This window comes from Actibacterium mucosum KCTC 23349 (assembly GCF_000647975.1).
GTDB classification, from domain to species: Bacteria; Pseudomonadota; Alphaproteobacteria; order Rhodobacterales; family Rhodobacteraceae; genus Actibacterium; species Actibacterium mucosum.
Genome location: NZ_JFKE01000008.1, coordinates 1 through 24476, shown reverse-complemented (window position 1 = coordinate 24476; position 24476 = coordinate 1). Strand labels below are relative to the sequence as shown.

General features: G+C 58.0%; 24 protein-coding genes. 5 read left to right on the top strand and 19 right to left on the bottom strand.

From position 1 onward, the window contains the following. Positions 1 to 2: 2 nt before the first annotated feature. From ACMU_RS16130 to ACMU_RS16110, 5 genes are all read right to left on the bottom strand, one after another. On the bottom strand, positions 3 to 812 hold the full coding sequence (locus ACMU_RS16130) for an ABC transporter permease (protein WP_035261626.1): 810 nt from the start codon (positions 810 to 812) through the stop codon (positions 3 to 5). Then, on the bottom strand, positions 805 to 1572 hold the full coding sequence (locus ACMU_RS16125) for an ABC transporter ATP-binding protein (RefSeq protein WP_035261624.1): 768 nt from the start codon (positions 1570 to 1572) through the stop codon (positions 805 to 807). The genes ACMU_RS16130 and ACMU_RS16125 overlap by 8 nt, the downstream gene beginning before the upstream one ends. A 57-nt stretch (positions 1573 to 1629) precedes the next feature. Next, positions 1630 to 2640, bottom strand: coding sequence for an ABC transporter substrate-binding protein (locus ACMU_RS16120; protein WP_035261622.1), 1011 nt, complete (start codon positions 2638 to 2640; stop codon positions 1630 to 1632). A gap of 23 nt (positions 2641 to 2663) precedes the next feature. Then, positions 2664 to 3347 (bottom strand): GntR family transcriptional regulator, encoded by a 684-nt coding sequence (locus ACMU_RS16115; protein WP_035261619.1) that lies wholly within the window; start codon positions 3345 to 3347, stop codon positions 2664 to 2666. A gap of 62 nt (positions 3348 to 3409) precedes the next feature. Then, positions 3410 to 4786 carry an aminotransferase-like domain-containing protein gene (locus ACMU_RS16110; protein ID WP_035261616.1) on the bottom strand — a complete coding sequence of 459 codons (1377 nt, stop codon included), beginning with the start codon at positions 4784 to 4786 and terminating at the stop codon, positions 3410 to 3412. 300 nt (positions 4787 to 5086) lie between these two features. Here ACMU_RS16110 and ACMU_RS16105 point away from each other — a divergent pair, with 300 nt between their 5' ends. Together ACMU_RS16105 and ACMU_RS16100 are read left to right on the top strand one after the other, a co-directional pair. Then, positions 5087 to 5926 carry a cysteine hydrolase gene (locus ACMU_RS16105; RefSeq protein ID WP_035261613.1) on the top strand — a complete coding sequence of 280 codons (840 nt, stop codon included), beginning with the start codon at positions 5087 to 5089 and terminating at the stop codon, positions 5924 to 5926. Positions 5927 to 5959: 33 nt separating this feature from the next. Then, positions 5960 to 6445, top strand: coding sequence for a YHS domain-containing (seleno)protein (locus ACMU_RS16100; protein WP_035261611.1), 486 nt, complete (start codon positions 5960 to 5962; stop codon positions 6443 to 6445). Positions 6446 to 6766: 321 nt separating this feature from the next. Here the strand turns inward: ACMU_RS16100 and ACMU_RS16095 are convergent, their stop codons facing one another. Genes ACMU_RS16095 through ACMU_RS16085 form a run of 4 tightly spaced genes read right to left on the bottom strand, consistent with a single transcriptional unit; the run spans position 6767 to position 9017 of the window. After that, positions 6767 to 7312: an anthrone oxygenase family protein gene (locus tag ACMU_RS16095; RefSeq protein ID WP_236626285.1), complete on the bottom strand. Its 546-nt coding sequence runs from the start codon at positions 7310 to 7312 to the stop codon at positions 6767 to 6769. A gap of 51 nt (positions 7313 to 7363) precedes the next feature. Continuing rightward, positions 7364 to 7507: a hypothetical protein gene (locus ACMU_RS19535; RefSeq protein WP_161635696.1), complete on the bottom strand. Its 144-nt coding sequence runs from the start codon at positions 7505 to 7507 to the stop codon at positions 7364 to 7366. Further along, positions 7497 to 8123 (bottom strand): isochorismatase family protein, encoded by a 627-nt coding sequence (locus ACMU_RS16090; protein WP_035261608.1) that lies wholly within the window; start codon positions 8121 to 8123, stop codon positions 7497 to 7499. Before ACMU_RS16090 ends, ACMU_RS19535 begins: the two co-directional genes overlap by 11 nt. A 27-nt stretch (positions 8124 to 8150) precedes the next feature. Beyond that, positions 8151 to 9017, bottom strand: a complete 867-nt coding sequence (locus tag ACMU_RS16085; RefSeq protein WP_035261785.1) for a pirin family protein — start codon at positions 9015 to 9017, stop codon at positions 8151 to 8153. A gap of 109 nt (positions 9018 to 9126) precedes the next feature. Between ACMU_RS16085 and ACMU_RS16080 the strand changes: the two genes are divergently transcribed. Both ACMU_RS16080 and ACMU_RS16075 read left to right on the top strand, forming a co-directional pair. Then, on the top strand, positions 9127 to 10029 hold the full coding sequence (locus tag ACMU_RS16080) for a LysR substrate-binding domain-containing protein (protein ID WP_035261604.1): 903 nt from the start codon (positions 9127 to 9129) through the stop codon (positions 10027 to 10029). A 287-nt stretch (positions 10030 to 10316) separates the two neighbouring features. After that, positions 10317 to 10601, top strand: coding sequence for a hypothetical protein (locus tag ACMU_RS16075; RefSeq protein ID WP_035261601.1), 285 nt, complete (start codon positions 10317 to 10319; stop codon positions 10599 to 10601). Here the strand turns inward: ACMU_RS16075 and ACMU_RS16070 are convergent. The 10 genes from ACMU_RS16070 to ACMU_RS16020 form a co-directional block, all read right to left on the bottom strand. Continuing rightward, the gene (locus ACMU_RS16070) at positions 10580 to 11521 is read right to left on the bottom strand and encodes a dimethyl sulfoxide reductase anchor subunit family protein (RefSeq protein WP_035261598.1); all 942 of its coding nucleotides are present in this window, start codon (positions 11519 to 11521) and stop codon (positions 10580 to 10582) included. The genes ACMU_RS16075 and ACMU_RS16070 overlap by 22 nt on opposite strands. 13 nt (positions 11522 to 11534) lie before the next feature. Next, on the bottom strand, positions 11535 to 12275 hold the full coding sequence (locus tag ACMU_RS16065; RefSeq protein WP_035261595.1) for a 4Fe-4S dicluster domain-containing protein: 741 nt from the start codon (positions 12273 to 12275) through the stop codon (positions 11535 to 11537). Next, the gene (locus ACMU_RS16060) at positions 12272 to 15130 is read right to left on the bottom strand and encodes a molybdopterin oxidoreductase family protein (protein WP_035261592.1); all 2859 of its coding nucleotides are present in this window, start codon (positions 15128 to 15130) and stop codon (positions 12272 to 12274) included. Before ACMU_RS16060 ends, ACMU_RS16065 begins: the two co-directional genes overlap by 4 nt. A 273-nt stretch (positions 15131 to 15403) precedes the next feature. Beyond that, entirely contained in the window at positions 15404 to 16927 is a 1524-nt protein-coding gene (locus ACMU_RS16050) for a tripartite tricarboxylate transporter permease (RefSeq protein WP_035261585.1), read from the bottom strand. Between the two features lie 6 nt (positions 16928 to 16933). After that, a complete protein-coding gene (locus tag ACMU_RS16045) occupies positions 16934 to 17509 on the bottom strand; it encodes a tripartite tricarboxylate transporter TctB family protein (protein ID WP_035261584.1) in 576 nt (191 codons plus the stop codon). 83 nt (positions 17510 to 17592) lie between these two features. Continuing rightward, positions 17593 to 18591 (bottom strand): tripartite tricarboxylate transporter substrate binding protein, encoded by a 999-nt coding sequence (locus tag ACMU_RS16040; RefSeq protein WP_051588407.1) that lies wholly within the window; start codon positions 18589 to 18591, stop codon positions 17593 to 17595. Between the two features lie 107 nt (positions 18592 to 18698). Next, positions 18699 to 19454: an enoyl-CoA hydratase/isomerase family protein gene (locus ACMU_RS16035; RefSeq protein WP_051588396.1), complete on the bottom strand. Its 756-nt coding sequence runs from the start codon at positions 19452 to 19454 to the stop codon at positions 18699 to 18701. Positions 19455 to 19467: 13 nt separating this feature from the next. Further along, entirely contained in the window at positions 19468 to 20619 is a 1152-nt protein-coding gene (locus ACMU_RS16030; protein WP_035261581.1) for a CaiB/BaiF CoA transferase family protein, read from the bottom strand. 33 nt (positions 20620 to 20652) lie between these two features. Then, the gene (locus ACMU_RS16025) at positions 20653 to 21453 is read right to left on the bottom strand and encodes an IclR family transcriptional regulator (protein WP_081805565.1); all 801 of its coding nucleotides are present in this window, start codon (positions 21451 to 21453) and stop codon (positions 20653 to 20655) included. Between the two features lie 785 nt (positions 21454 to 22238). After that, the gene (locus ACMU_RS16020) at positions 22239 to 23135 is read right to left on the bottom strand and encodes a LysR substrate-binding domain-containing protein (RefSeq protein ID WP_268870880.1); all 897 of its coding nucleotides are present in this window, start codon (positions 23133 to 23135) and stop codon (positions 22239 to 22241) included. Positions 23136 to 23731: 596 nt separating this feature from the next. On the opposite strand from ACMU_RS16020, the gene ACMU_RS19360 reads away from it, so the two are divergent. Then, positions 23732 to 24476 (top strand): GNAT family N-acetyltransferase (locus tag ACMU_RS19360; RefSeq protein WP_152544652.1); only part of this gene is annotated, 745 nt, incomplete at its 3' end.

Here is a 24476-nt window from a genome sequence, read left to right as displayed (position 1 = left end):
CGTTACGTGCGCCACCCCAGCAACTGGCGTTCGATGACCCCGATGATCGCACTGACGATGACGCCCAGCAGCGACAGGATGACAACCCCGGCGAAAAGCCTCTCCAGATCATAAAGCGAGCCGGCCTCCAGGATATAGGCCCCGATGCCGTATTCCGCACCCAGCATTTCGGCCGCGACCAGCAGGATAATGGCGATGGCCAGTGAAATGCGCAGACCCGACAGGATGCCGGGCATCGCGCCGGGCAACACGATCTTGCGCACGATCGACCACCATGACAGGCCAAAGCTTTGCCCCATGCGGATCAGCGTGCGGTCTACGTTGTCGACCGCGCCATAGGTGGCCACCACGGTGGGGGTGAAGGTGCCAAAGGCGATCAGCGCGTATTTGGAACCTTCGCCAATGCCGAACCAGATCACGAACAGCGGCAACAGCGCGATTTTCGGGATCGGGAAGATGGCCGCGACCAAGGGAACAAGGCCCGAGCGGATATAGGAGAACAACCCGATCAATACGCCGACGCTGATCCCGATGCTGACGCCGATAATGGCCCCCACAACCAGACGGCTGAGCGAGGGCGCCAGATGCTGAAACAACAGCCCGCTTTCGTATAGCTGTCTGAAAGTGTCCAGAACATCGGACGGGCGCGGCAATGTCAGCGCCGAGATCCACCCGGTCCGCGTGCCCCATTCGGCAATTGCAATCAGCAGGACAAAGACAAGGACGCCGACCCATCGGCGCGGTTTCGGGGCAAACCCGCCACCGCGAAAAGCCACGGCTTTGCTGTCGGGGGTGCGTGGGTTGTCAGACATGCAACAACTCCGCATCGGCGGCGCGGGCCTCGTCGCGCATCAGCTTCCACAATTGGTCATGTTTGGCCTGACAGACCTTGTCGCCCCAACTGCGTTCCGAAATCGGGGTGTCGATCTCGATCACCTCGCGGATACGGCCCGGACGGCGCGACAGCACCACGATGCGATGGCCAAGGCGCACCGCCTCTTGCAGGTTGTGGGTGACATAGACCGAGGTAAAGGGCTGACGTTGCCACAACGCCACAAGGTCATCCATCAGCAATTCCCGCGTCTGCGCATCCAGCGCCGACAGCGGCTCGTCCATCAGCATCACGGCGGGGTTCACCGCCAGCGCACGGGCGATGGCGACCCGCTGTTTCATCCCGCCCGACAGCTGTTTCGGCAGGGCGCGGGCAAAATCCGACAGCTTGGTACGGTCCAGAACATCGGCAATGATCGCCTTGGCGGCCTCGCCCCGGATGCCGTGATCTTCCAGCACAAGCGAGATATTGCCCGACACGCTGCGCCACGGCAGCAGGGCAAAATCCTGAAAGATATAGGTAAGCGGGTTCAGACAGCCCGCCGGCACGTCGCCCACCTGTAACACGCGGCCAATCTGCGGCCGTTCCAGCCCGCCGATAAAGCGCAGAAGTGTGGATTTGCCGCAGCCCGACGGGCCGACGATACAGACAATCTGCCCGGACGGGATGTCCAGCGTGATGTCGCGCATCACCTCGAAATCGTCATAGGAATGGCCAATGCCATCCAACCTGATATCCATGAATGCTCGTGTCCTTTGGTTGGGGCAGGCGCCGGGCCCACCCCAACAATAGCACCCTCAGGCGCCGGTGGTTTCCACGTAAGAGCTGTCGACCAGCGTATCCAGCGTGATATCGGCATCGACCAGCCCCTCGGACTGGAACCAGCTCAGCTGATCCTGAACCGACCCGATGTTCAGCGCGGCGTTCTGCGCAAGGCGCATGGTGCCGTTGATGATCGACGGGGCCGCCTTTTCGCGCGGGCGATCCGTGTAGACATATTTGTGGATCAGATCGACCATCACATCCTGATCCGCCGTGCCATCGATCATGGCCGCGGCGTAATCGTCGACCCCGCGTGAGAAGCCGTTCAGGAAGCTTTCGGTCATTCCGCGCTCGTTCGCGGCATTGTCGGCCGAGGTGAAAACGGTGGTCACCTGATAGTCGGGGATATAGTCCGACACCTTGCCAACGACGTGCCACGCGCCGGCTGCGGCCAGCGGCTTGGCGATATGCGGCACGATCGACCAGCCATCGACCTGACCGGATTTCATTGCGCCGATGATCGCGCCAACCTTTTGCAAAGGCGTGAACGACAGCGAGATCCCCTCGGCCGCAGCCATCTTGGCGCCCATATAGTGGAAGGACGAGCCCGCCTGCGTGACCGCGTATTTCTTGCCATCAAGGTCTTTCAGCGTCTTGGTGCCCGCCTGATAGGACGCGTCCGAGATCAGATAGGATTGACCGTCGATGCCTTCCTCTTCCTTCAACGCTCCACCGATCACCTTGATCGCGCCTTTGTCGGCAAGGCTGATCAGGCCGCCCGAGATCGCGGTCACCGCATAGTCGATGTCACCCGATGCGATGGCCACGGCCATGGGTTGCGCGGCCTGGAAGAACTCGAATTCCACATCCAGACCTGCATCGGCGAAATAGCCCCGCTCATATGCAACGAAATTGCCCGAATGCGAGGTAAAGCGCAGCGCGCCGACCTTGATTTTCTTGTTCATGGCAAGGGCGGGCGTGGCCAGCGTGCTGGCAGCGGTGCCTCCCATCAGGGCCAGTGCCCCGCGGCGATTAAGCTTGATCATGTTTTCCTCCCTATGATCGAAATTTAGGTGCCTGTTTTCAGGTCTGCTTCGATTTCCCGTTCAATCAACGTCAAAGCGGTCGCCACATCGCGCGCCAGAACGGCGTTCAACAACGCACGCTGCCGATCCTTGCGCGCGGCAAAATCCAACCGTCCCTCGCGCAGCAATGCCAGCCGGAACCGGCGGCTTTGGTCGAAAAGGCGGCGTTGCATTTCAATCAGGCGCGGGCTTTCGCAGGCTTCGATCATGGCGGCCGAGAAGGCCCGGCAGGCTTCGTCCCATTCCAGTGCCGTCAAATCATCCGAGCTGTCTGCAACAGCGGCCTCGGATTTTTGCAGCGTGTGGTGGGCGGCGATCACGCGCCCCTCCCACGCGATGTCACCTTTGTCCAGCGCCAGGGTCAGCGCGATCTTTTCAACTTCGCCGCGCACCAGGGCAATGTCGCGCATGTCGTCCTCGGTGGCCGAGGTCACGCGGAAACCGCGTTGGGACGTCGCTTCGACAAGGCCCTCGGACGCAAGAATGCGCAGCGTTTCCCGCATGGAGTGGTTCGAACCGCCATAGCGGCTGCGCAGTTCGTTGATCTTCAGTTTCTGGTCGGGACGCAGCGCACCAAAAGAAATGTCACGCCGCAAGGCCGAAGCCAGCATGCTGACAATCGTGTCATCCTGACTGTTGTCGCGCCGAAAAATCGCCCTATCCCCCATTCGCGTAAATGTTGGATATTTCTGGCATCACCCAACGAAGGCGTCAAGTTCCGCAAATGTCGTCAGCCGCTCCAGTCGTTTTGCATCAACGCAGCCCGCAAGTTGATCAAGCCATCTTCCAGCGCGCTTTCGGTCAAGGGACCGCCAAGGCAGACACGCAGAAATTCGCCCGGCGCCACGCCCACGGTAAACACGTCGCTGGGCACGATTCCGATCGGCCCGCCGGCTGTGCGCGCCAGAACCTCGGCCCGGCTGAGGCCAAGCGGCGGCTGCATCCAGATGTTGAACGCCTCGGGCTGGGATTCGAAAGTGACGTCGGGCAACACCCGCGCGGCAAGGTCTTGCCGGCGCCGGGCGACACGCCGGGTTTCGGCGACCACGGCGTCGGCGGTGCCCTGTTCGATCCAGGTGCTTAACAAGGCGAGGTTCAGGGGCGAGGTCATGACACTGGTGGTGCGAATGACCTGCACAAAGGCCGAAAGCTGCGCGCGATCAGGGGCCGTGGCATAGGCAAGCCGCAGCCCTGCGCCAAACGCCTTGGACACGCCCAGGATGTGCCATGCGAGATCGGGGATCATGTCCGAAATCGGAATGGGCGTGTCCGAGACCACCAGACCATAAGCGTCATCTTCGATCAGCTGCATGCCAAGGCTGCGCAGCGTGTCGGCGATCTCCATCCGGCGGTCGTTCGGAATGGTGTGCGTGGTTGGGTTGCGCAGCGTTGGGTTCAGGTACAGAACGGCATGGGGATGCTGTGCGGCGGCATCGATTATGGCCGCGGGCAACACGCCTTTCTCGTCCTCTTCCAGCGCGATCAGCGGTATCGAGAGCTGCGCCGCAATGGCACGGATGCCCGGATAGGTGACCGGTTCGCACAGGATCACCGTTTCCGGCTTGCGGATCACCATCAGCGCCGCCTGAATCGCGGCATGCGCCCCCGGGGTGATCGTCAGGGTGTTGGGCGACACACGGCGCCCATTTGATTGCATCCAATCTATCGACACCTCACGATCTTTTTTGCCCCCTGTTGCAGATTGATAGCGCAGCAAAGGCACGATGTTCGATGCAACATGATCCAGGCCGCGTTGCATCCGTTCGATCAGGGCCGCGTCCTCGATCTCGGGCGGCATGTTCATCCGCGGGTCTTCTTCCAGCACGCGCTGCGGGTCGGGGCCCTCGTGATGGGGCTTTGCCTCGCTGACAAACGTGCCACGCCCCACGTGGCTTTGCACGAATCCACGGCGCGCGGCCTCGGCATAGGACCTTGAAATAAGGGATATATCTACCCCCATTGCCTCGGCAATCCTGCGTTGCGGCGGCAGGCGCTGTCCGGGCTTCAACCGCCCGGCTGCAATATCTTCACCAATTGCGATCGCCAACTCGATGTATTTCGGCTGTCCGGTATCGCGAATTTTCGGCAGCCATACCTCTTTACTCATCGTTTCGATGCCTTGTTCTTCTGTGCTCCATTGAGATCACATGATCGTGCAACGGCAAAAAAATTGCAATTACCGGAATTGCAGCATTGACTTATTATTGCATGCAAACAATATCGGAATTGACTGAAGACAAGCTTACTCTGTTTCGCCAAATGCGGAGCTGAAGACTGAACCGGGAACCGCGTTCAGATCCCGTGGAACCGCAGGTCCGCGAACAGAGAAGGTGTGTTCAGCAGTCACGCCGACCTTCCACGAGGTGCGCCTGCCCGTGCCTCACAACCTGACTGAAAGGAAACCGACATGACCAACGAAAACGATCACCAGAAAGATGCAATCGACCAAGACCGCCGCCGCGTGATGACGGGCGTAGCTGGCGCAGCTGCTGCCGGTGCCACTGTGATGGCTGGCTCGGCCACTTCTGCCGCCACCCCGGAAGCCATGGAATATTATGCAGACCCCGAGACCCCCGGCCTGCCCGATATGGACATGGACATCGACCCCGAACGCACGGCGCTGGTTGTCGTTGACCCGCAGGTCGACTTTCTGGACCCCAACGGCGTTGCCTGGGGCGTGGTTGGCGAAAGCGTGACCGAACAGGGTGTGGTCGACAACCTGGAGCGCCTGTTCATCGCCGCCAAGGCCGCAGACATGCCGGTTGTGGTTTCGCCGCACTATTACTTCCCGCAGGACCACAAGTGGAAGTTCGAAGGCACGCTGGAACGCGTCATGCACTCGATCCACATGTTCGACCGCAACGGGCCGCTGAACCTGGAAGGCTTCGAAGGTTCGGGCGCTGACTGGATGCCGCAGTACAAGAAGTACATCAATGACGGCAAAACCATCGTCTGTTCGCCCCACAAAGTTTACGGCCCGGAGCAGAATGACCTGGTGCTGCAGCTGCGCAAAATCGGCGTGGACAAGGTGATCCTGGCCGGTATGTCGGCGAACCTCTGCGTGGAAAGCCACATGCGTGAGCTGCTGGAAACCGGGTTCGAAGTGGCCGTTGTACGCGACGCAACCGCCGGCGCGAAAGTACCCGAAGGTGACGGTTACCTGGCCGCCCTGATCAACTTCCGCATGATCGCAAACGCGGTTTGGTGGACCGACGAAGCCGTCCAGCGCATCGCCAAAGGCGCCTGATCTTTCTTCCCCTTCTATTCAAAGGATAAACTGATGAAACTGAACGTAGTTCTGCCCACGCTGGCAACCGCCGCCGCCCTGACCCTGTCGACCGCTGCTTTTGCTGCCGACGAGTACAACGTCGCCAACGGCCTGACCCTGAACGGTCAGCCGCTGGGCCTGCATGGCACCGATCCGGTGTCAATGTTCAACGGTGCAGCCCCGGTTCTGGGCGATGCGACCTACACCTCGTCGTTCGACGGTGTGGACTATTACTTTGCCTCGGTCGAAGCCCAGGCCAAGTTTGACGCCGACCCCGAAGCCTTCCTGCCGCAATTCGGTGGCTTCTGCGCCTTTGGTGTGTTCGTTGGCAAAAAGCTGGACGGCGACGTGCGTTATGCCGACATCGTGGATGGCAAGCTGTACCTGTTCGTCAACGCCGCGATCTTCGAAAAATACCTCGAAGACCGTGAGGGTGTGATCGCCGGTGCCAACGCCAAATGGGCCGACATCGTGAACACGCCGATCCGCGACCTGTAAGCGGATCAGCGCGGCGGCCCGTTACCGACTTCGGGCCGCCGCAACTCAAAGCAATTTTGCCAAAAAAGATACAGACGCGAAACGCGCAGCATTCCAATTTGCGAGGAACAGATGCCAATTCATTTGAACGACACTGTCGCACCGATTATCCAAACACGCCTGCACCGGTTTGATGCCATCGCCTGGTATGTCCGCCAAGGGCTGATACGCACGCATTTTCATTTCCGATGCTGGTTGATCAGGCCGTTCCGGGCTTCGGCCACCTGCTGAGCATCGGTCCGACGCATCGCAGGTGGCGGTTGGCTGTGCGGAAGAATGCGCCTAGCCGGCCGGGACAAAGCCCTGGTGCATCCAGATCTGCCCGTACAGCAACAGCGCCGCGGACAAGGCACAGGCAAGCGTTCGCACCGAATTCCAGAACGTCCAGCGCGGCAGGTAGGTTTGCACCCAATAATCCCGCGCAGATGCACCGGTCGTTTCCAATTCGGCCAGGGCATTGTTCATGGGGACGTTGAAAACAATCGTTACCCCAAAGCAGCCGATCAGGTAGACCAGCCCGGAGAGCATGATCAGGGTGCCGCCCGTCCCTGTCAGAGCAAACCCGCCATAGGCGGCGATGGCCACCGATCCGGCGGCCATGCCCAGAAACAGAGGCATAAAGATCCAGCGGAAAACCTCGCGGTTGATTTTTTGCATGGCGTCAACACCTCCATGTCCGCTCGTCAACGCCAACGCGCGCATGACGAAGTCAGAAAATGCCAGGAACACGCCACCTACAAAGGCATAGGCGAGCGTGGCAAAGGGGATCAGGAAAAGCGTCGTAATGTGCATTTGGGTCCATCCTTTTGTCTGTGCGGGCTCGATCATTCTTTGATCCGGAATGTTGATCGAGCCCCGGGTTTGTGGCGGGTGCGGCCCTTAAAGGAACAAGGCCGCGGCCCATCCCGTCGCCGTCAGGCAGAAAAGCGACGAGAAATAGATCAGGTAGAACTGAAGCCGGAAACCCCGGCACGGGTATCGCATATGCCCAAGATGCCCGGCCAGATCCCGCTCAAACGCCATGACGGGCGCTTTCGCGGACTTGGCCGACCAGAACCGACCAATCCATACCCAGTGCACCGTAAACTGGCCCGGCATCGACGCTGGCGTTGTCGGCAAGGATTTCGATCATCAGACTTGCCCCATCCGCAACAACGACACCCGCCTGCGTCAAACGCACCAGCGCGGTTTCGCGTTTGGTTGCGTTGAACGTCCCGCTGGCGTCGACCGCAACATAAGCTTCGAAGCCTTCGCGCACGGCGCGCATTGCCGGGAACGCCGCGCAAACCTCCAACGAGAGGCCCGCGAAAATCAGTTTTGTCCGACCGGTTGCACGGATGGCCTCTTCGACACGCGGATCGTCCCAGGCATTGACGGTTGTGCGATCGATAAAGGTCTGATCCGGCAAGGCCTCGGTCAGTTCTGGGATGGCCGGCCCCCAAAGGGTCTGGGACGAGGTGGTTGTGGTGACAATCGGTAGTCCAAGCGCCTGCGCAGCCTTGGCCAGGCCAACGATATTGTGCTTGAGCTCGGCAATGGGATAGTCGCGGACGCCGGTCATCAGACCGACCTGATTGTCGACAAGCACCAATGCGGCGTTGTCACGTGTCAGCGGGGTGGGATTGTAGGAATTTGTCATAGAATTCTCCTGTGTTGGGATTGGTTTTCAGTCAATTGATCCAAGCCGACCGGCGCGGTATTCGGCTTCGACGGCGTCAAGCTGTGCAGCGGTGTCCATGACAAACGGGCCGCGTTGCACAAAGGCTTGGCGAAGGGGTTGGCCCCGAAAGAGGACCACGTGCGCACCGCGCCCGGATGACAGTGCAATGTCATCGGCACCGGCCACGGCGATGGCTTTTCCCGGTTCAACGTCGATCGATGCGCTGCGCCAGGTCACCGTGGCGCTGCCTTTGATGCCAAGAAGCCAGGCGTGCTGACCTGCGTCGCCGTGATGCGTGAAGTGGCCGCCGGGCTGAATGGTGAGATCCAGCAGGCTCAGCGGGATATCGGGTGCGGCTGCCCCCGAAACACCATTGGCCTGCCCCAACACGACCCTTGCCGAGGATCGCTCGCCCATGACGGATGGGATGTCGCTGGCACGCAGGTGAAAAGCGCTGGGTGCATCATGGCGTTTGTCGCCGGGCAGGTTCACGAAGACCTGCAGCGCATGGGTCGTGGCCCCCGGTCGCGGCGCTTCGTTGTGAATCGCCCCCCGGGCTGCCTTGAACCAGTACAAGTCGCCCGGTGCCAGATCTATGTCGTTACCCAACGAGTCGCGGTTGCGAAACGCGCCTTTGCTGTCTTCGAAAACAACGGTGACAGCGGACATGCCCGCATGTGCGTGGGTTCCAAAAGTGGGCTGGGTCATCACAAAGTGATCCACCATGATCAACGGGTCCATCAGCCCCTGAAACTCTGAATGCTGAAAGCTTTTGGCAGAAAACCCGTCGCCGATCGCGACCGCTCTGCCGTCGCTTTGCGCGTAGGTTTCGCAAGGGATGCCTGCAAGTTTGTCTATGGGGTGGCTGTTCATCTTGGTCTCTCGCTTCTGTTGAACCAACAATATGAGCGAGACAATCAGCGGAAAATCCGGCAATATCAGAACCTATCGTTCTATAGATGGGACAATAAGGAAAAACAGGATGGACCTTAACGACGCGTTCTATTTCGTGCAGGTGGTTGAAAAGGGAGGGTTTTCGGCTGCCGCCCGCACGCTGGGCATCCCGAAATCGCGGCTGAGCCGGCGTGTGCGGCAATTGGAAGACGATCTGGGCGTGCGTTTGCTGCAACGTACATCGCGCGTTGTTACCCCGACCGAGTTGGGGGCAGAGTATTTCCGCCATGCGCAAGAGGCCCTGAGCAGGTTCGACGATGCAGAGACAGCCATGCGCCGCAAAGCCAACAACATCGAGGGCACGGTGACCGTGTCGTGCTCGGTTGGGATGGCGCAATTTGGCCTTGACCAGGTCTTGCCGCGTTTCTTGCAGGAAAACCCCGGAGTAAGCGTGGTGCAGAGGGCCTCGAACCAGATGGAGGACCTGATCAAGGGCGGGATCGACGTGGCCATTCGCGGGCATTTGGACACGCTGCCGGATTCAAGCCTGATACAAACGCGATTGGCGCAGGTAGAGTGGCACCTGTTTTGCGCCCCCGATTACCGCAAGGGGCAAAGCCTGTCCGACGATCCTTCGGCGCTTGCCGGTCAACCCGCGCTGGTCCTTGGGCGTCCCCGCGAGATGCATCAATGGCTGCTGTCAGACATCAGCGGGCAGACGGCCTCGGTGCCATGCCACGTGCGACTAGCCAGCGACGACATGACAACGCTTAAACGCGCGGCAGCTTTGTCGTTGGGCATCGTGGCACTGCCGTCCTATGTGTGTCGCCACGAGGTCGAAGACGGAACGCTTGTACGACTTTTACCCGGCTGGACCGCCGGCCAACCGCAAATCAGCCTGATCATGCCGTCGAAACGCGGCCTGTTGCCCGCATTCGAAGCGTTTCTTGGGCACCTGAAACAAGAGCTTCCGGCAGTGTTGAGCGCCTGAGCGTGTTCTGGTTGGGCTGACAATCGGGTTCACTCAAAGGTGCCCCGCCCGTCAGACGTTCCGCAGGGCAATCTTTGAGATCGGCGCGGGACAAGGGTGGTTCGGACTGTAATCCTCCATACAACAGAGAGGAATAGGGCCGCCGCTCCGACATTCTGCATGAAGGACGAAATGCTCCCACGACCGACGAAATCAGCACGACCATGCGGGGTTCCGTCGAACCACCGACCCGCGTGATACACACCGCGACCGCCCCAATGACGCCGGTTTTATCTCGGCCCGCGCCGATGACCATCACGGCGATGATCGCAATCACCGCATTGCTGCCAAAGCCGTTGAACGGCGTGTACACATCCACAGCGCTTTCGGACCGTGGCACCGACGCGTTGCAACCCAACGGCGCTAAAATTCCGATGGCCCTGACATCGACCCGGACCATTTCGGTCGCGAACAGACCCACGGTCAGGGCCAGAACCAATGGAAAGATCACTATTTCGGTCGTCAGACCAAACGATTCCGTAACGGCTGCATTCTTATCTGTATGGGTCGATCAGGCGCGGTTGGCGCCGTAGTAGAGTTGGCTGACATGCTCGGCTTCTGCGAAGAACAACCAACGTTCTGTCGCCACACCCCACCCGGCGGTCAAGGTCGCGATCAGGTAAAGTATTGCCGCCCCACCGGAGGCAAGAACCGCAATGAGCACGGCGACTATCGGGACCGCAAACAGCGCGATGACGGATAGGCGCCGCAGACGGCGCGTGTGTTTACGGGCGACCTGATAGCCCATCTCGCGCATCACGAAGTTGGGTTTGGTATGGGGTGGGTCCAGAGGTCGGACAGAGCCGCCCTCGCCGCCCAGACCGGTGGCCATTTCGGTGGTGTATTGGCCTGGATCCGCGTCGATCTGGCGCCAATAGGCCAGCTTTGTTGCGCCGGCGGCCACCAGCGACATCAAAGTGACAACCCCGACCCAATCAGCGGCTGCGCCGAAGATAGACATCATGGCTCCAAGCAACAGCGCGCCGGTTGCGCCCGCCAAGGCCAGGTAGACCACGGGTGTCAGCCCCTTGTTCCACTGTCGAATGGTCCTCAGCGATCCATAGATCATGCCCGTGCAATAGACTGTTGCGACCGCCCCGGTAGCTGACAGCAAGGCTAATAGCTTGGTCACCCCGGCCTCTGCCCCAATCAACCAGATCAGCGCCAAGAGCCCGGCCGGGATGTAGGTGGCGACGGCGGCCACGCCCTCGCGCGACAGCCACGACGATCGCCACTGCGAAAATGCTCCGATGGCGCGTTCCGGGTGGCCCAGGTGAAAGGTCGAAGACAACAGGCCCGCAGTGATCAAGACCAAGGCCAATGCGACGGCAATGAAAGCCATGGCTCCACCCGGCAATCGCCCGGCCATGTGGGCCAGCGACAGCCAGAACAACAGGCCGTAACCTGCGCCAGAGGATGTGGTGAAAAGGATAACGGAATAGGCTGGATGCATTTTTTCGGACCTCTTACCGCGACAGGGCTTTGTCAGCCCATGCGAACAGTTTCTCCAACCGGGACCCATCCGGGGCGGCAGGCTCTTCAGCCGCCGGGGCGGCCTGAACACTGTTGATGCGCGGGGGCAGGTATTTGTTCACCGGCTTGTAGCCGAATTCATCGAGCAGGTTGAAACCGTCGCGCGCGGCCACGGATTTGGACACGTCGCTGTCTGGATCCCCAAGGTCGCCGAACGCACGGGCGCCGGTTGGGCAGGCGCGGACACAGGCCGGAACACGGTCTTCTTCGGGGATGTTCTCGTTATAAATCCGGTCGACGCACAGGGTGCATTTCTTCATCACCCCATCGTCATAATCATACTCGCGCGCACCATAGGGGCAGGCCCACGAGCACAGTTTACAGCCGATACAGGTGTCCGGGTTGACCAGAACGATCCCGTCTTCCTCGCGCTTATAAGACGCACCGGTCGGGCAGACGGTGACACAGGCGGGTTCTTCGCAATGCAGGCAGGAGCGCGGGAAGTGGACAGTTTTCGACACGCCCTTTGCAGTCGTCGCCTCGAACGAGTGAATGCGGTTCAGCCAAGCGCCTGAAGGGTCAGCCCCATAGGGGTCGTGATCCGACAAAGGCGCGCTGTAGCCGCTGGTGTTCCACTCTTTGCAACTGGTTGCGCAGGCCTGGCAGCCGACGCAGATGTCCAGATCGATGACAAGGCCAAGCTTCTTGTCGGTCTGTTTGGGCAGGCAAGTCACAGGGCTTTCCTCCGAAACTCTGCGCCGAATGCGACTTTGTTGGGCGACGGTTTCTGAGTACTGGTGCCCAAAGGTTCAAAGAAGGGCTCGGTCTTTCCATCACCATCAGCCTTTTCAATCGACACACGCAGGTCGAACCACGCCGCCTGCCCGGTGATCGGGTCCGAGTTGGAATAGCGATAGCCACCCCCGCCCGCCGGCAACAGTTCCGAGATCAAGTGATTCAGCAAAAAGCCCTGATTGCTTTCCGGCGCGTCGTCCGACAGGCCCCAGGCCCCGCGACGTTTGCCAATGGCGTTCCATGTCCAGACCGTTTGCGGGTTGACCCCGTCCATCAGCTTGACCTGACATTTGACACGCCCCTGATGCGAGCTGAGCCAGACCCAGTCGTCATCTTTCGCCCCGATCCGTTCTCCGACCGAGCTGTGGATATACAGCCTGTTCTGGGCCGTGATCTGCCGCAGCCAGGCGTTCTGCGAGCCCCAGGAATGGTACATATGCATCGGCCGCTGCGTGATCGCGTGAAGCGAGAATTTCTCGGTATCGACCATGCTTTCTTCCATCGGTTCATACCAGAACGGTAACGGGTCAAAATACGTCCGAATACGGTCCCGGGCCCGTTCGGGTGGTTGGCGGTCGCCATGGCCTTCGGCGGCCAAACGGAACTTCTGAACGGGTTCCGAATACAGCTGAAAGATCGTTGCATCGGGGGTCAGGCGAATGCCCTTTTCAATCCCCCAGTCCAGATACCCACGGTTGGCGTGGCGGAAATAGGCGTGTTCGGGGTCGAACTTCTGCTCCCAGAAAGCCCCGTTCTCGATGTACCGTTTCAGCTGATCGGGGTTCTTTTCGCCCACACCGAACTTGGTGCCATCCTTGCCGCGGAACCCGGCCAGGGGACCGACACCCGGCTTACGCTCGTGGTTCACGATGTAATCGGGGTAGCCGCCGGGATACAGCGGCGCGCCGTTATCATCGACAAAACCGGGCAGACCCAGTCGCGCACCAAGGTCGATCAGAACGGTCTGGAAGCCACGCACATCGCGGTCGGGTTCCACAACCGGATAGCGGATAGAGTCCGCGAGTATTTCGGGTTCGGAAATTGGGCGATCCAGCAAAGAGATACAGTCGTAGCGTTCAAGATAAGTGGTATCCGGCAGGATCAGGTCGGCAAAGGGTACGGTCTCGGAGTAGTAGGCGTCCGAATAGATGATCTTGGGGATCACATAGTCGCCATTCTCGTCTGTTTTGGTCAATGCATCGATCGTCCCCGGCGTGTTCATCGAACTGTTCCACGCCATGTTGGCCATATACATGAACAGCACGTCGATCCCGTAGGGGTCTTTGTTCGCCGCATTGTTAATGACCATATGCATCAGACCATGCGCCGACATGGGCGCGTCCCAGCTAAACCCCTTGTCCAGCCGGTTTGGCCCACCATCCTCGTCTAGCAACAGATGATGCGGCCCGTGCGGGAAGCCCAGATGCGGGCCACCAAGGGGCATCTCGGGCTTTATGTCGCCAGATGCACCGTGCGGCAGCAGGTTCGGCGGGGTCTGCTTGGGGTATGGTGGTTTATAGCGGAAGCCGCCGGGACAATCGATCGAGCCCAGAAGGATTTGCAGGATATGGATCATCCGGCAGGTCTGGAACCCGTTGGAATGGGCCGAGATCCCGCGCATCGCATGCATCGAGATCGGGCGCCCGATCAGCTTGTCATGCTTACGGCCCCAGGCGTCTGTCCATTCGCGTTCAATGATGACCTCTTCCTTGAAGGCCACATGGGCCAGCTCCGACGCGATCTTGCGGATCTGTGTTGCCGGAACGCCTGTGCGCTCTTCCACCGCCTCGGGCGTGTAGTCGTCGCCCAGATAGCGTTCGGCCATCAGTTCGAACACGGTTCTTGCGGTCCGGCCATCGGGCAAGGTGCGGGTTCCGGTCAATGACGCAGACAAGTCACTAACCTTGCCGCTGCCAAAGCCCCCGGCCTCGTTCGACCAGACCAGCGGGTTGCCTTCTTCGTCTCGGGCGAACAACCCATGATCGGCCGCGCCGGGGTCCTGAATGACCAGCCACGGCGAATTCGTGTAGCGGATCAAGTAGTCCAGATCGATCTGTTGCGCGCGGAACAACTCGTGGATCAGTGCGCCTACAAACAGGGCATCGGTGCCCGGACGAATGCCAACCCACTCATCCGCCACGGCGTTATAGCCAGTGCGGACAGGGTTTACGGATACGAATTTGGCGCCGCGTTTCTTGATCTTGCCGATCCCCTTTTTAATCGGGTTCGAGGCATGATCCTCTGCCACACCGAAGAGCATGAAGTACCTGGTGTAGTCCCAATCCGGATCACCAAACTCCCAGAAGGCGCCGCCAAAGGTGTAGAGGCCACCAGCCGCCATATTGACTGAGCAAAACCCGCCATGGGCGGCAAAGTTCGGCGTCCCGTATTTCATCGCCCAGAGGCCTGTCAGAGACTGGCTTTGGTCGCGTCCGGTAAAGAACGCCAACTTCTTGGGATCGCTCTTGCGCACAGCGCCCAACCAATCGGTCGCTAGCTCCAGCGCCTCGTCCCAGGATATCTCTTCAAACTGGCCAGAACCCCGCGGCCCCACCCGTTTCATCGGGGCCTGCAACCGCGCCGGTGAATAGTGCTGCATGATGCCCGATGCACCTTTGCCGCAAATCACGCCTTTGTTCACCGGATGGTCCCGATTGCCTTCGATGTAGTTCACCTTGCCATCGCGCAGATGCACGTTGATCCCACAACGGCAGGCACACATGTAGCAGGTGGTCTGGCGGATCTCGTCCGAAACCTTTGGGGACGTATCCAGGATGGGTTGTTTATGCGCCATGTGCGTCAGTCTCCGCGGTTTGCAGTACAGCAACCTTACACAGCCGCAGGTCTCCAGCTTTGGAAAAGACAATCCAAGATGCAGATTGGCGATAAGCCTCGAAGTTTGAATCCAGTAAATTCACGTTAAAGACCTCTCTCTGGACCTTGGTGTTTGCTTCCGGGCGCTCGAAGCCCGGAAGCATCGTTCGGATGAAGGGGAGTAACCTCATCCGAAGCTTGGTGTGACGCAAAGGGCTTGGCCTTGGCGTCACACCACATAGGGATTGCCTCCTTAGTCTATCAGGGCTCTTTGCAGATGCCCTCCTCGAAGCTCACTCACGATGCTGGAGATTATGATGACCGCTGCCACGACAATCAGAACCGCAGAGATCGGGCGTTGCAGAAAGCCCAGCACGTTGTAGTCCATGAGCTGCATGGATTTGGCAAAAGCAGATTCGCCCAGTTTGCCAAGGATCAAACCAAGCACCACACCGGCGGCAGAGTACCCGGTTGTGCGCAGCATGTAGCCAACGATACCGGCGATGAACATGATCCAGACGTCGATGAACAGGTTGCGCAAAGCAAAGGCACCAACGACCGCAAGGATCAGGATGCCCGGTGCCAGCCACCGGAACGGGACACGCAGAATGTGAACCACCGTCTTTGTCTGCACCCAGCCGAGGAAAATGATCATCAGGTTCGCCCAGAACATCGCCGCAAAGGTAATCCAGACAAGATCGCCAGAGTTGATGAAAATCAGCGGGCCAGGCTCCATTCCGTGGATCTGGAAAATCCCCATAATCATCGCCGTCAATGCACCACCGGGCAGCCCCAGCGCCAGAAGTGGGATCATGGCGGCTCCGGTTGCGGCATTGTTGGCCGTCTCGCAGGCAACAACGCCTTCCAGCTCGCCTTTTCCAAAATTGTCACGGTTTTTCGACCAACGGTGCGCCTGACTATACCCAAGGAAAGCGGCAAGCGTTGCGCCAATGCCCGGAAGGATACCGGCGAAGAAGCCCACAAAAACCGATCGTACGATTGTCCAGCGAACGGCGAGGAACTCGGCGATCGTCGGGAATTCAATAGAGGCTTGTGGGCGACTGCGCGTGCCCTTCGCGATATTGACCGCCTGCGCCAGCACTTCGGACACCGCAAAGAAACCAAGGATCATCGGGATAAAGTGAATACCCGCCGACATGTAGTAGGACTGATACTCCAGGCCCAGGAATGACCCCTGGCTGAACCGGGGAATACCCCCAACCGGGTCAGATCCGATTGTTGCAATCATCAAACCTGCGAGAACCGAGAGCCACCCCTTCCAGAGCGTTGACGCACCAATAGATGCCGATACCGCAAGGCCAAACAGGATTAGCGCAAAGATCTCAGGGGGGCCAAAGGCGCGTACCGCGAAGCTTGCGACAATGCCCGTCGCCGTCATCATAATGATCGCCGAAACTGTGCCCCCAAGTGCAGAACAACTGACCGCAGCGCCGATGGCTTTGCCCGCCTCACCTTTTAGGGTCATTGGATAACCGTCGAGGCAGGTCGGTGCGTTTTCTGGAGCACCGGGAATGTTGAAAAGGATCGCTGTAATCGCGCCGCCAAACACCCCCGCACAGTAGATGACTGAAAACAGCATCACCGCATTCTGGGGGTCCATTGTAATTGTAAACGGCAGCAAAACAGCACCGAGCGTCAGCATGTTCACGCCCGGGATTGCGCCAAAGAGCATGCCTCCGAAAAGGCCGAGAAAGAAAATCATGATTGACGTGGTGTTGCCGAACAGGCTCAGCGTGCCTTGTATGAACAGGTCCATTGGATCTTACTTTCCGTATCTGGTGAATTCGATTACGGCGACATTCACATCATAGAAGAATGGCATGCTGCCAACCGGGAGAGCCACGTAGAAAAACCGTGTGAAAACAACAAGGAAAAGGCCAAACACGATGGCCACGACAAGAGCAATCGTCAGCGGTTTGCGAACCCCCAAGAGCAGCAACAATCCCAGGATAAACAGTGGCGCAGCCACGTAAAAGCCGATCGACGGAGCGGCATAGAGGAAGCAGAACGGGAAGCCGAATATCGCTAGATTCTGAGCCATTTGCAGCCAGTTTCGCTGTGCGGGCCCGTCACTGGGACCAACTCCTTCAGGAGCGCCACGGTGAATTGCCAACAAGCGCGTAATAAGCTGCCCCGTGGCGCCGATTGCCGCGGCAATGCACAATCCGCGCGGCCAACCTGTTGCGCCTAACCTGTAGTTCTGAAGGGTCTCGTCGAAAAAGCTTGTTTGCTGGGCGTAGAGCGCGACCAGCGCTATCCAGAATAGCCACTCCAGAACCGGACGGATGTATCGCGTGGCGTCCGTTGGTGGCACCCCTGCTAAAGCTGACTTTGTCATGATGCCTCCTCCGCAATCACGTGCTTAGTCCTGAGTCACGAAACGGAGGCAATCCACCGACTGCCCCCGGTCACGGACATGAGTTACTGGCCGATGCCCAGTTGTTCGTAGACCTCACGATAGACGCCGACGGTTTCATTGATCAGTTCAACAGCCCCTGCACGATCCCGGTAGCTTTGAACCAGGTTCATGTACTTGGCTTCGTTGAATTCTGCGAAACCGGGGTTTTCAAACCCTGCTGCGCAGGCGGCTTCCAAAAACTCGACACGGTCCGCTGCAACACCTTTCTTGACAAAGAAGCCGCGGAAACGAGTCAGGGCTTCAAAGTCCGCACCCACTTCGCGGTGCGTTGGCACGTCCGCAAAGACGCCCGGGCGTTCATTCAGGAATGTCAGGATCGGCTTCATTTGACCGCCGTCAAGGAAGCTCCTTACATCTCCGGGCTGCTCAAAGAGAATATCGACATGCCCGCCAATCAGCGATCCATAAGTCTCAGCGGGTTTGTCATAGTTGACCTGGCGAACTTTGAGACCAAGAGCGTCAGAGATTTGCTGCATGGTCACCAGCTCCATCGATCCGACCTTGCCCAAGATTCCGATCGACAGCTCGTCCGGGTGCGCGTCAATATAGGCCATCAGGCTTTCCCAATCCGTGTAACGGGTTTCATCAGGCCGGATGTAAATCTGTGAAAACGTGATCTGTGCAATGCAGATCGGGATCCAGTCTTCGGCCGGGTTTTCCCGGATATCGCCTTTGGCGTAGGCCGCAACCGCTGTGTCGATATGCTCCAAGATGGTGAACCCGTCGGGGGGAGAGATCATGAAATCGGGGATGGCCGCTGTGCCTCCACCACCTGGCTTGTTGACAACCTGAAAGCTAAGCCCGGTTTCTTCCTCAATTGCCTTTGCCATGGCCCGGGACAGTTGGTCTGATCCGCCCCCAGCGCCGTAGGGCACAATCATGGTCAAGGGTCGGTTGCCAAAGCCCCGCGGCATGTCCGGCATCGCTTTTTCGGCATAGGATGCCGTGCACGCCAGTGCGGCCAGCAGGCCCGCCAATGCTGTTTTCTTGAACGTCTTCATCTTGATATCCTCCATTTGCAAGATTCTGTTGGTTCGGCTTGTCTTTTCCTTCGTTTCGTTGGGTTTGGCCGGGCGGCCGGGTTGCCGCATACCAGGCGATCGGGTTGTCAGTTGGTCGGAGCTGGTTGTCGGCTTCGCATGACTCGGCTCCGGTAATTCTCAATGCGGTCTTTCAAGCCCGGTCGGGCGGCGGAACGCACAAGGGCTGCCAGATCGTGTTCAGTTCTGTCGGAACGGGTCAGCCCCATCAGTCTTGACGTCGCCTCCTGTGGCAGTGCGCCCGCGCGTACGGCCAATGCCGAAGCAAGCTCGCTCCAGCCCTCTTTGCCAACAAGGTCAGTCGCGAGCCCGATCGCCAGCGCCTGCTCCGCTGAAATGGGCTTGGTGTCGATCAGAAGGTCCCGCGCTGCATCTTGCCCGATCAGAGCGGCGAGCCGTCCTGTTCCAAGGGCCAGCTCGAAATTCCAACCAGGCATCTTGAGTTTGGAACCCGGCGCGACAACGCGACACCAGCAGGCAGCAAAAAGGTCCGCACCTGCGCCAACAATCTGTCCGTGTGCCAAGGCCACAATGGGGAATGGGCTGAGGTGTATCTTTTGCAGAAGAAGCTCGATCCTGACAAAGCGCCACAACAGGTCTCCGTCGGACAAATCGGCGATATCTGACAGGTCAAATCCGGCGCAGAAGTGTTTGCCTTCGCCCTGAATGATCGCCATCCGAACATCACCGGCCTGATCCAGCGCGGTGATCAACTCTTCCACCAGTTCAGGTGCCAAAGAATTGGCTTTGGATGCACGGTTCAATGTAAGGGTCAGTACATCTTCTTCGCGGCTGCAGATTAGGTTTGGTTCACCTGTTGACATCAAAGACCTCCCCCTATGCCTTAACGGCATCGCCGGCCAAGCTGGCCAAAACAGATTCGGTGTGCTCTCCAAGAGCAGGCGGGCCACTTGGAATTGGCTGGCACTCATCGTTGATCCTAAGAACCGGACCAAAAGTTTGAGTCTCGACGCCATTGGGCAACGTGATTGGCTGCACCCACCCCATGTGTTCAACCTGCTTGTCCTGCAGCGCATCGGCAAAACTGTTGATTGGACTACAAGGCACGCCTTTTTCCGCGAAAGCGGCAAGCCAGTGAGACACCGGCTGCGTCGCAAAAATCTCTTCCAGTAGGCCTTTTAACTCCACCTGATTGGCAGCGCGCAAAGTAGGCGATGAGAAACGCTCCACATCTTTCAGATCGGGCCTTCCGACGACATCGCACACGTGGTGCCACAAACTGTTGTTGCCAGCAGCCATGCCAAAGTAATCGTCTTTCGCCTTAAAGGCCTGATAAGGCGCATTTCGGGGGTGGGCAGACCCCAGTTTCTTGGGCGCCTTTCCGGTTCCGAAAAACTCGCTTGTCTGCAACGCGGCTACACCAAGCGTCGCCCCCAGCATCGACACATCGATATGCTGGCCTTGCCCGGTACGGTTTTTCTGAACCAACGCGGACACGAGGCCCATGGCACCGTATAGACCAGACACAAAGTCACACAATGGAACACCACATTTGACAGGGGCGCTCCCTGGTTCTCCGGTGATACTCATGACCCCTGACATGGCCTGCATCGTCAGGTCAAAACCACCTTCGCTGGTTCTTGGTCCGCTCTGACCAAATGCCGATATGGAGCAATAAATCAGATCGGGTTTTTCTGCGCTCAAGCTCTGGTAATCCAGACCATTGCGCTTCATCACACCTGGCCGGAAGTTCTCGATAACTGCATCGGCACTCAGGATAAGGCGGCGCGCATTCGCGACACCTTCGGGAGATTTCAGGTCCAGCACGACCGAACGTTTGCCACGGTTGATCGAAGCAAAGTTCTCACTATAGCCGTCATTCACTGGCGGCCAGGTGCGCATGGCGTCTCCTGAAGCGCGCTCAACTTTGATCACGTCGGCACCCATATCCGCAAGAAGCATGCCGCAATAAGGACCTGCTGCAATTTCGCAAAATTCAATAATTCTAACTCCGCTGAGCGAACTCATAGGATTTCCTTTCAGAGATTTTGAGAACAGGAACTACCGGCTCCGCCGTGCGCCTTCGGCTTCTTTGTTCAATTGCAGTGTGGCAAGAAATGACCGTGGACACCCAAGTTCCTGGGAAATATCGCGGGCATAACCAATGACGATTTCTGCATGACGTTCCATTTCCACGGCACTTATCCGGCTGGCCGGAGCTGACAATCCGATGGCGGCAACAACCTCTCCGGAACTGTCGGCGATGGGTGCCGCCAACCCGATAACGTCCGAACGCCATTCGCCCCGGTTTACGGCGTAACCGCGCTCTCGGTTTTCCGTGGCTTCGCGGCAGAATGCCTCGACATCCGTTATTGTGTGTGGCGTGAATTGATTGGCCGTTTGAAAACAGCGGCGGATATCCTTCTCGGGCAGATATGCCATCTGAATTTTCCCGGTCGCTACGCAGTAGGCGGGCGCCCGTCCGCCCAGTTGAGTATAAGTGCGAACCGGTTCCCTGCTCTCGATTTTCTCGACATAGACGACTTCAAACTCGTCCATCTCAGAAAGATGAACGGTTTCGTTTGTCAGATTCGACAGCTGGCGCATGTACGGCTTCGCGATATCGCGGAACGAAAAATTGGAGAAGATTTGGTGGCCCATCTCCCACATCCGAAGGGAAGCCACATAAGAGGACTCCGGGGTTTGGCGCGCGTACTTCAGCGAAATCAGAGTCTGTAGCAACCTGTGAACGTTGCTTTTCCCAAGACCAAGTCTTTCGGACAGCTCCGAAACCCCGAGAGGTCGATCACTTTGGGCAAGCTCTTCAAGAAGAGCAAAGGCTTTGGCAACGGTCTTGTCCATGTCTCTGTTCCAACATTTAGAATGATGTTCATATTATCAGAATCGCAGACGGTCCGTCAACAATTTCTAAATAACCGAAACCTATTCCAAATATCAGAACGTTTTGCCGGTGCTCGACAAAGTTCAGCCGCCTTGAGGGAGTGGACATTGGTGGAAGCGCAGTGACGGCAAACTTGTTCCGCGATCTGTGAATTGATCCCCCGACTTGCTGCGCAGCGTATTAACGGCTCCTATTCACATCGCGGCGCGGCAAAAATTATCAGGCCGTCGCACCAAAACTCGTGCAGCATGCGCACGCCGCGAGAATTTCAAATTCACTGGGGGGGGGCTCTTCGGTTCCCTTCTCTGCCCTGTGACTGAACGGCCGTTCAAGCGGTCGCGCAGCCGGTCTGGCGCTCTGCAGGTGGCCAGACGCTGGGGGGGGGGGGCGATCTTCACGAGCAAACCGCTTACCCGGCAGCAGGACGCTTGATTTCAATCTGTGATATCGCCTCTCAAAGCCGCCTCCATTGCCAAACTACTCTCGACAACGGACTCGCATATCAGGCAGCTATCGCGAAGGTGGGGGCAAAGCAGCGCTTACGGTATTCTGCCACAAAGGAGAGATGATATGGCATCACCAGCTGACATTCCTCACAGTATCTCCCTCCACCGGTCCCATAGCGCCACCATCAACGGCATCAAAACCAATGCTGTCATCACACAGCGAAAAGGCGACCGCATAGGGCTTAAATCCCTGATCTGTTAGGCCGTATACACTATCCACCATTAGCGACTGCCCCCGGCTACGCGCGGTAGCTCAAAGTCGCCGCCTCAATCCAGGATCGGAATTTCCGAATTTTTGGCGAATGCCTGTGGCTTTCTGGGAAAACCAGCCAATACCCAGTCCCATCATCCCCCAAGAGATCAAACGGCTGGACAAGTTGACCACGCGCCAGTTCGGCCTTGAAAAACGCGGGGGTGAGCATTGCAACGCCCTGGCCCGCAATAGCTGCATTGGCCTCCAAGATCTGGGGCCCAAATTGACGGTTAGGACGGCCACCCAAATCCTGGCTTTCCAGGCCCGAGGCCTTAAACCAAAGCTGCCACCAAGGATCTGAATGGGAGAGAATTGGAAGTTTCAATAGGTCGCCGGGCTCATTGATCCCACCGACACTTTCAGCCAGTTCTTTGCTCAACATAGGCGTGAATTGAGTTGGGATGAGCAAGTGGCTGTGAAGATCAGGCCAAGAGCCCTTGCCGCCGCGTATCGCGACATCGAATTCACCAGTTTCAAAATCGGTCAAGCCTTCGCTTACCTCGACACGTACTGCGATGCTGGGATTGGCCAGCTGAAATTCTCCCAGGTGTTGGGCCAAAAAATTGGTGCCGAAAGTGGGGATAACGCTCACGCACAGAGTGCCCTGAGACAGACCTTTTGCGTCGGCATAGGCATCGGCGAGAAGGTTTAACGCTTCAGTAGACCTCCGAGCAAACTTCTCACCTATTTCAGACAGGGCAACGCCACGCGCCTGCCGTATGAAGAGTTGCGCTCCTACGCGCTCTTCCAAGATCTTAATCTGATAGCTCACGGCTGCTTGGGTCATACCAAGCCGGTGGGCGGCCATTGTAAAGTTCTTAGATCGCGCGGCCTCTTCAAAAACTCTAATCGCCGCCAAGGGCGGCAGTTCCGTTCGAGCCACCAACAAAATCTCCTTATGAGCGATGCCTTATCATTGATTTGTTCCCCATCAAATAGGCTCGCATCCTAGGAAGCCATAAGCCCCCCCAATATCAGGAATTCAGTTGTGCTACTAGTAAGGATTTGTCGACTAATACAAAAACCAAAAGCTACAATGAGATGGAAGGAGTCTCAGACACCGTCGAGCCAAGATTTCCAATATTGGTCCCAGCATATGAAAAATGACATTGGCATGGGTGTAAGGCCGTCTCCAAAGGATTATACAGTGCCTCCAGATTTGCGACCGCAGCCAAGCAATTCGCGAAGATCGCGATGAACTCAACAACACAGTGGGCACAACCACGCAAACTCCGACCCACTTGCACAAGAGCCGGGTGCACATCCAGGATGGAACAATTGCGGATTTGCCGCCGCTGCCTGATGTCGAAGGAGGCTTTCCGTTTGAAAAAGACATACCGGTTGCACCTGATGTCGGTGATTTCAGAATGATGTAGACCACGGCGCTATTCGCACGCCCCCAATGAACCGCTTCGCCATTACATTTGTGAATAAAAAACGCCTCACCCCGAACCCCGAGACACCAGGGAATCTGAATGCATGGACTCTTATACATTGATCGCTTCAGCTGAATACCACACAGACGAGGAGCTTTGCGATGCTATGAACCGCTCGTTCTCGGACTACGCTCTGCCAATGAGGCTTTCAACAGAAGGTTTCGGTCACATGATGCGCCAACGGGGTTTGGAAAAGTCTGTCTCTCGGGTTGCCATCGAAGATGGTCGTATCATTGCGCTTTGGCTCGTCTCAATTCGTGAAACTGCATCTTATCTGATCTCGAGTGGCACAGATCCTTCACATAGACGCAAAGGTTTGGCACGGCGTCTCGCCGTGGCAAGTCTTGATGACCTCAAGGAAAGAGGTATCATCAGTTTTCAGACGGAGGTCCTTGTCGAAAATACCGGCGCGTATGAATTCTACAAGTCTTTGGGAATGCAGGTATCACGCACCCTGCGCTGCTACGATATCCCCGAGGCCAAGGCTGCTTCAATCTTGCCAGGGATTCTAGAAACCTCGTGGTCTGCTATCGCAGAAGAAGCCAAGTTGCTCCACGACGTTGAACCCTCATGGCAAAACAGCGCCACATCTATCGCCGCGATTGAAAATCGCGCAAGCTGCTTTGCCATCAGCGATACAAAAGGATTGGCAGGATACTCGGTCCTTCTGCGTGATACCGGAACTTTGGCGCAAGTTGCCGTGCGCCAAGATATGCAAAGAAAAGGGCTGGGACGATCCTTGGTTCGCGCATGTCAACAAGGCAGCCGTCTGCGTGTTATCAATGTCG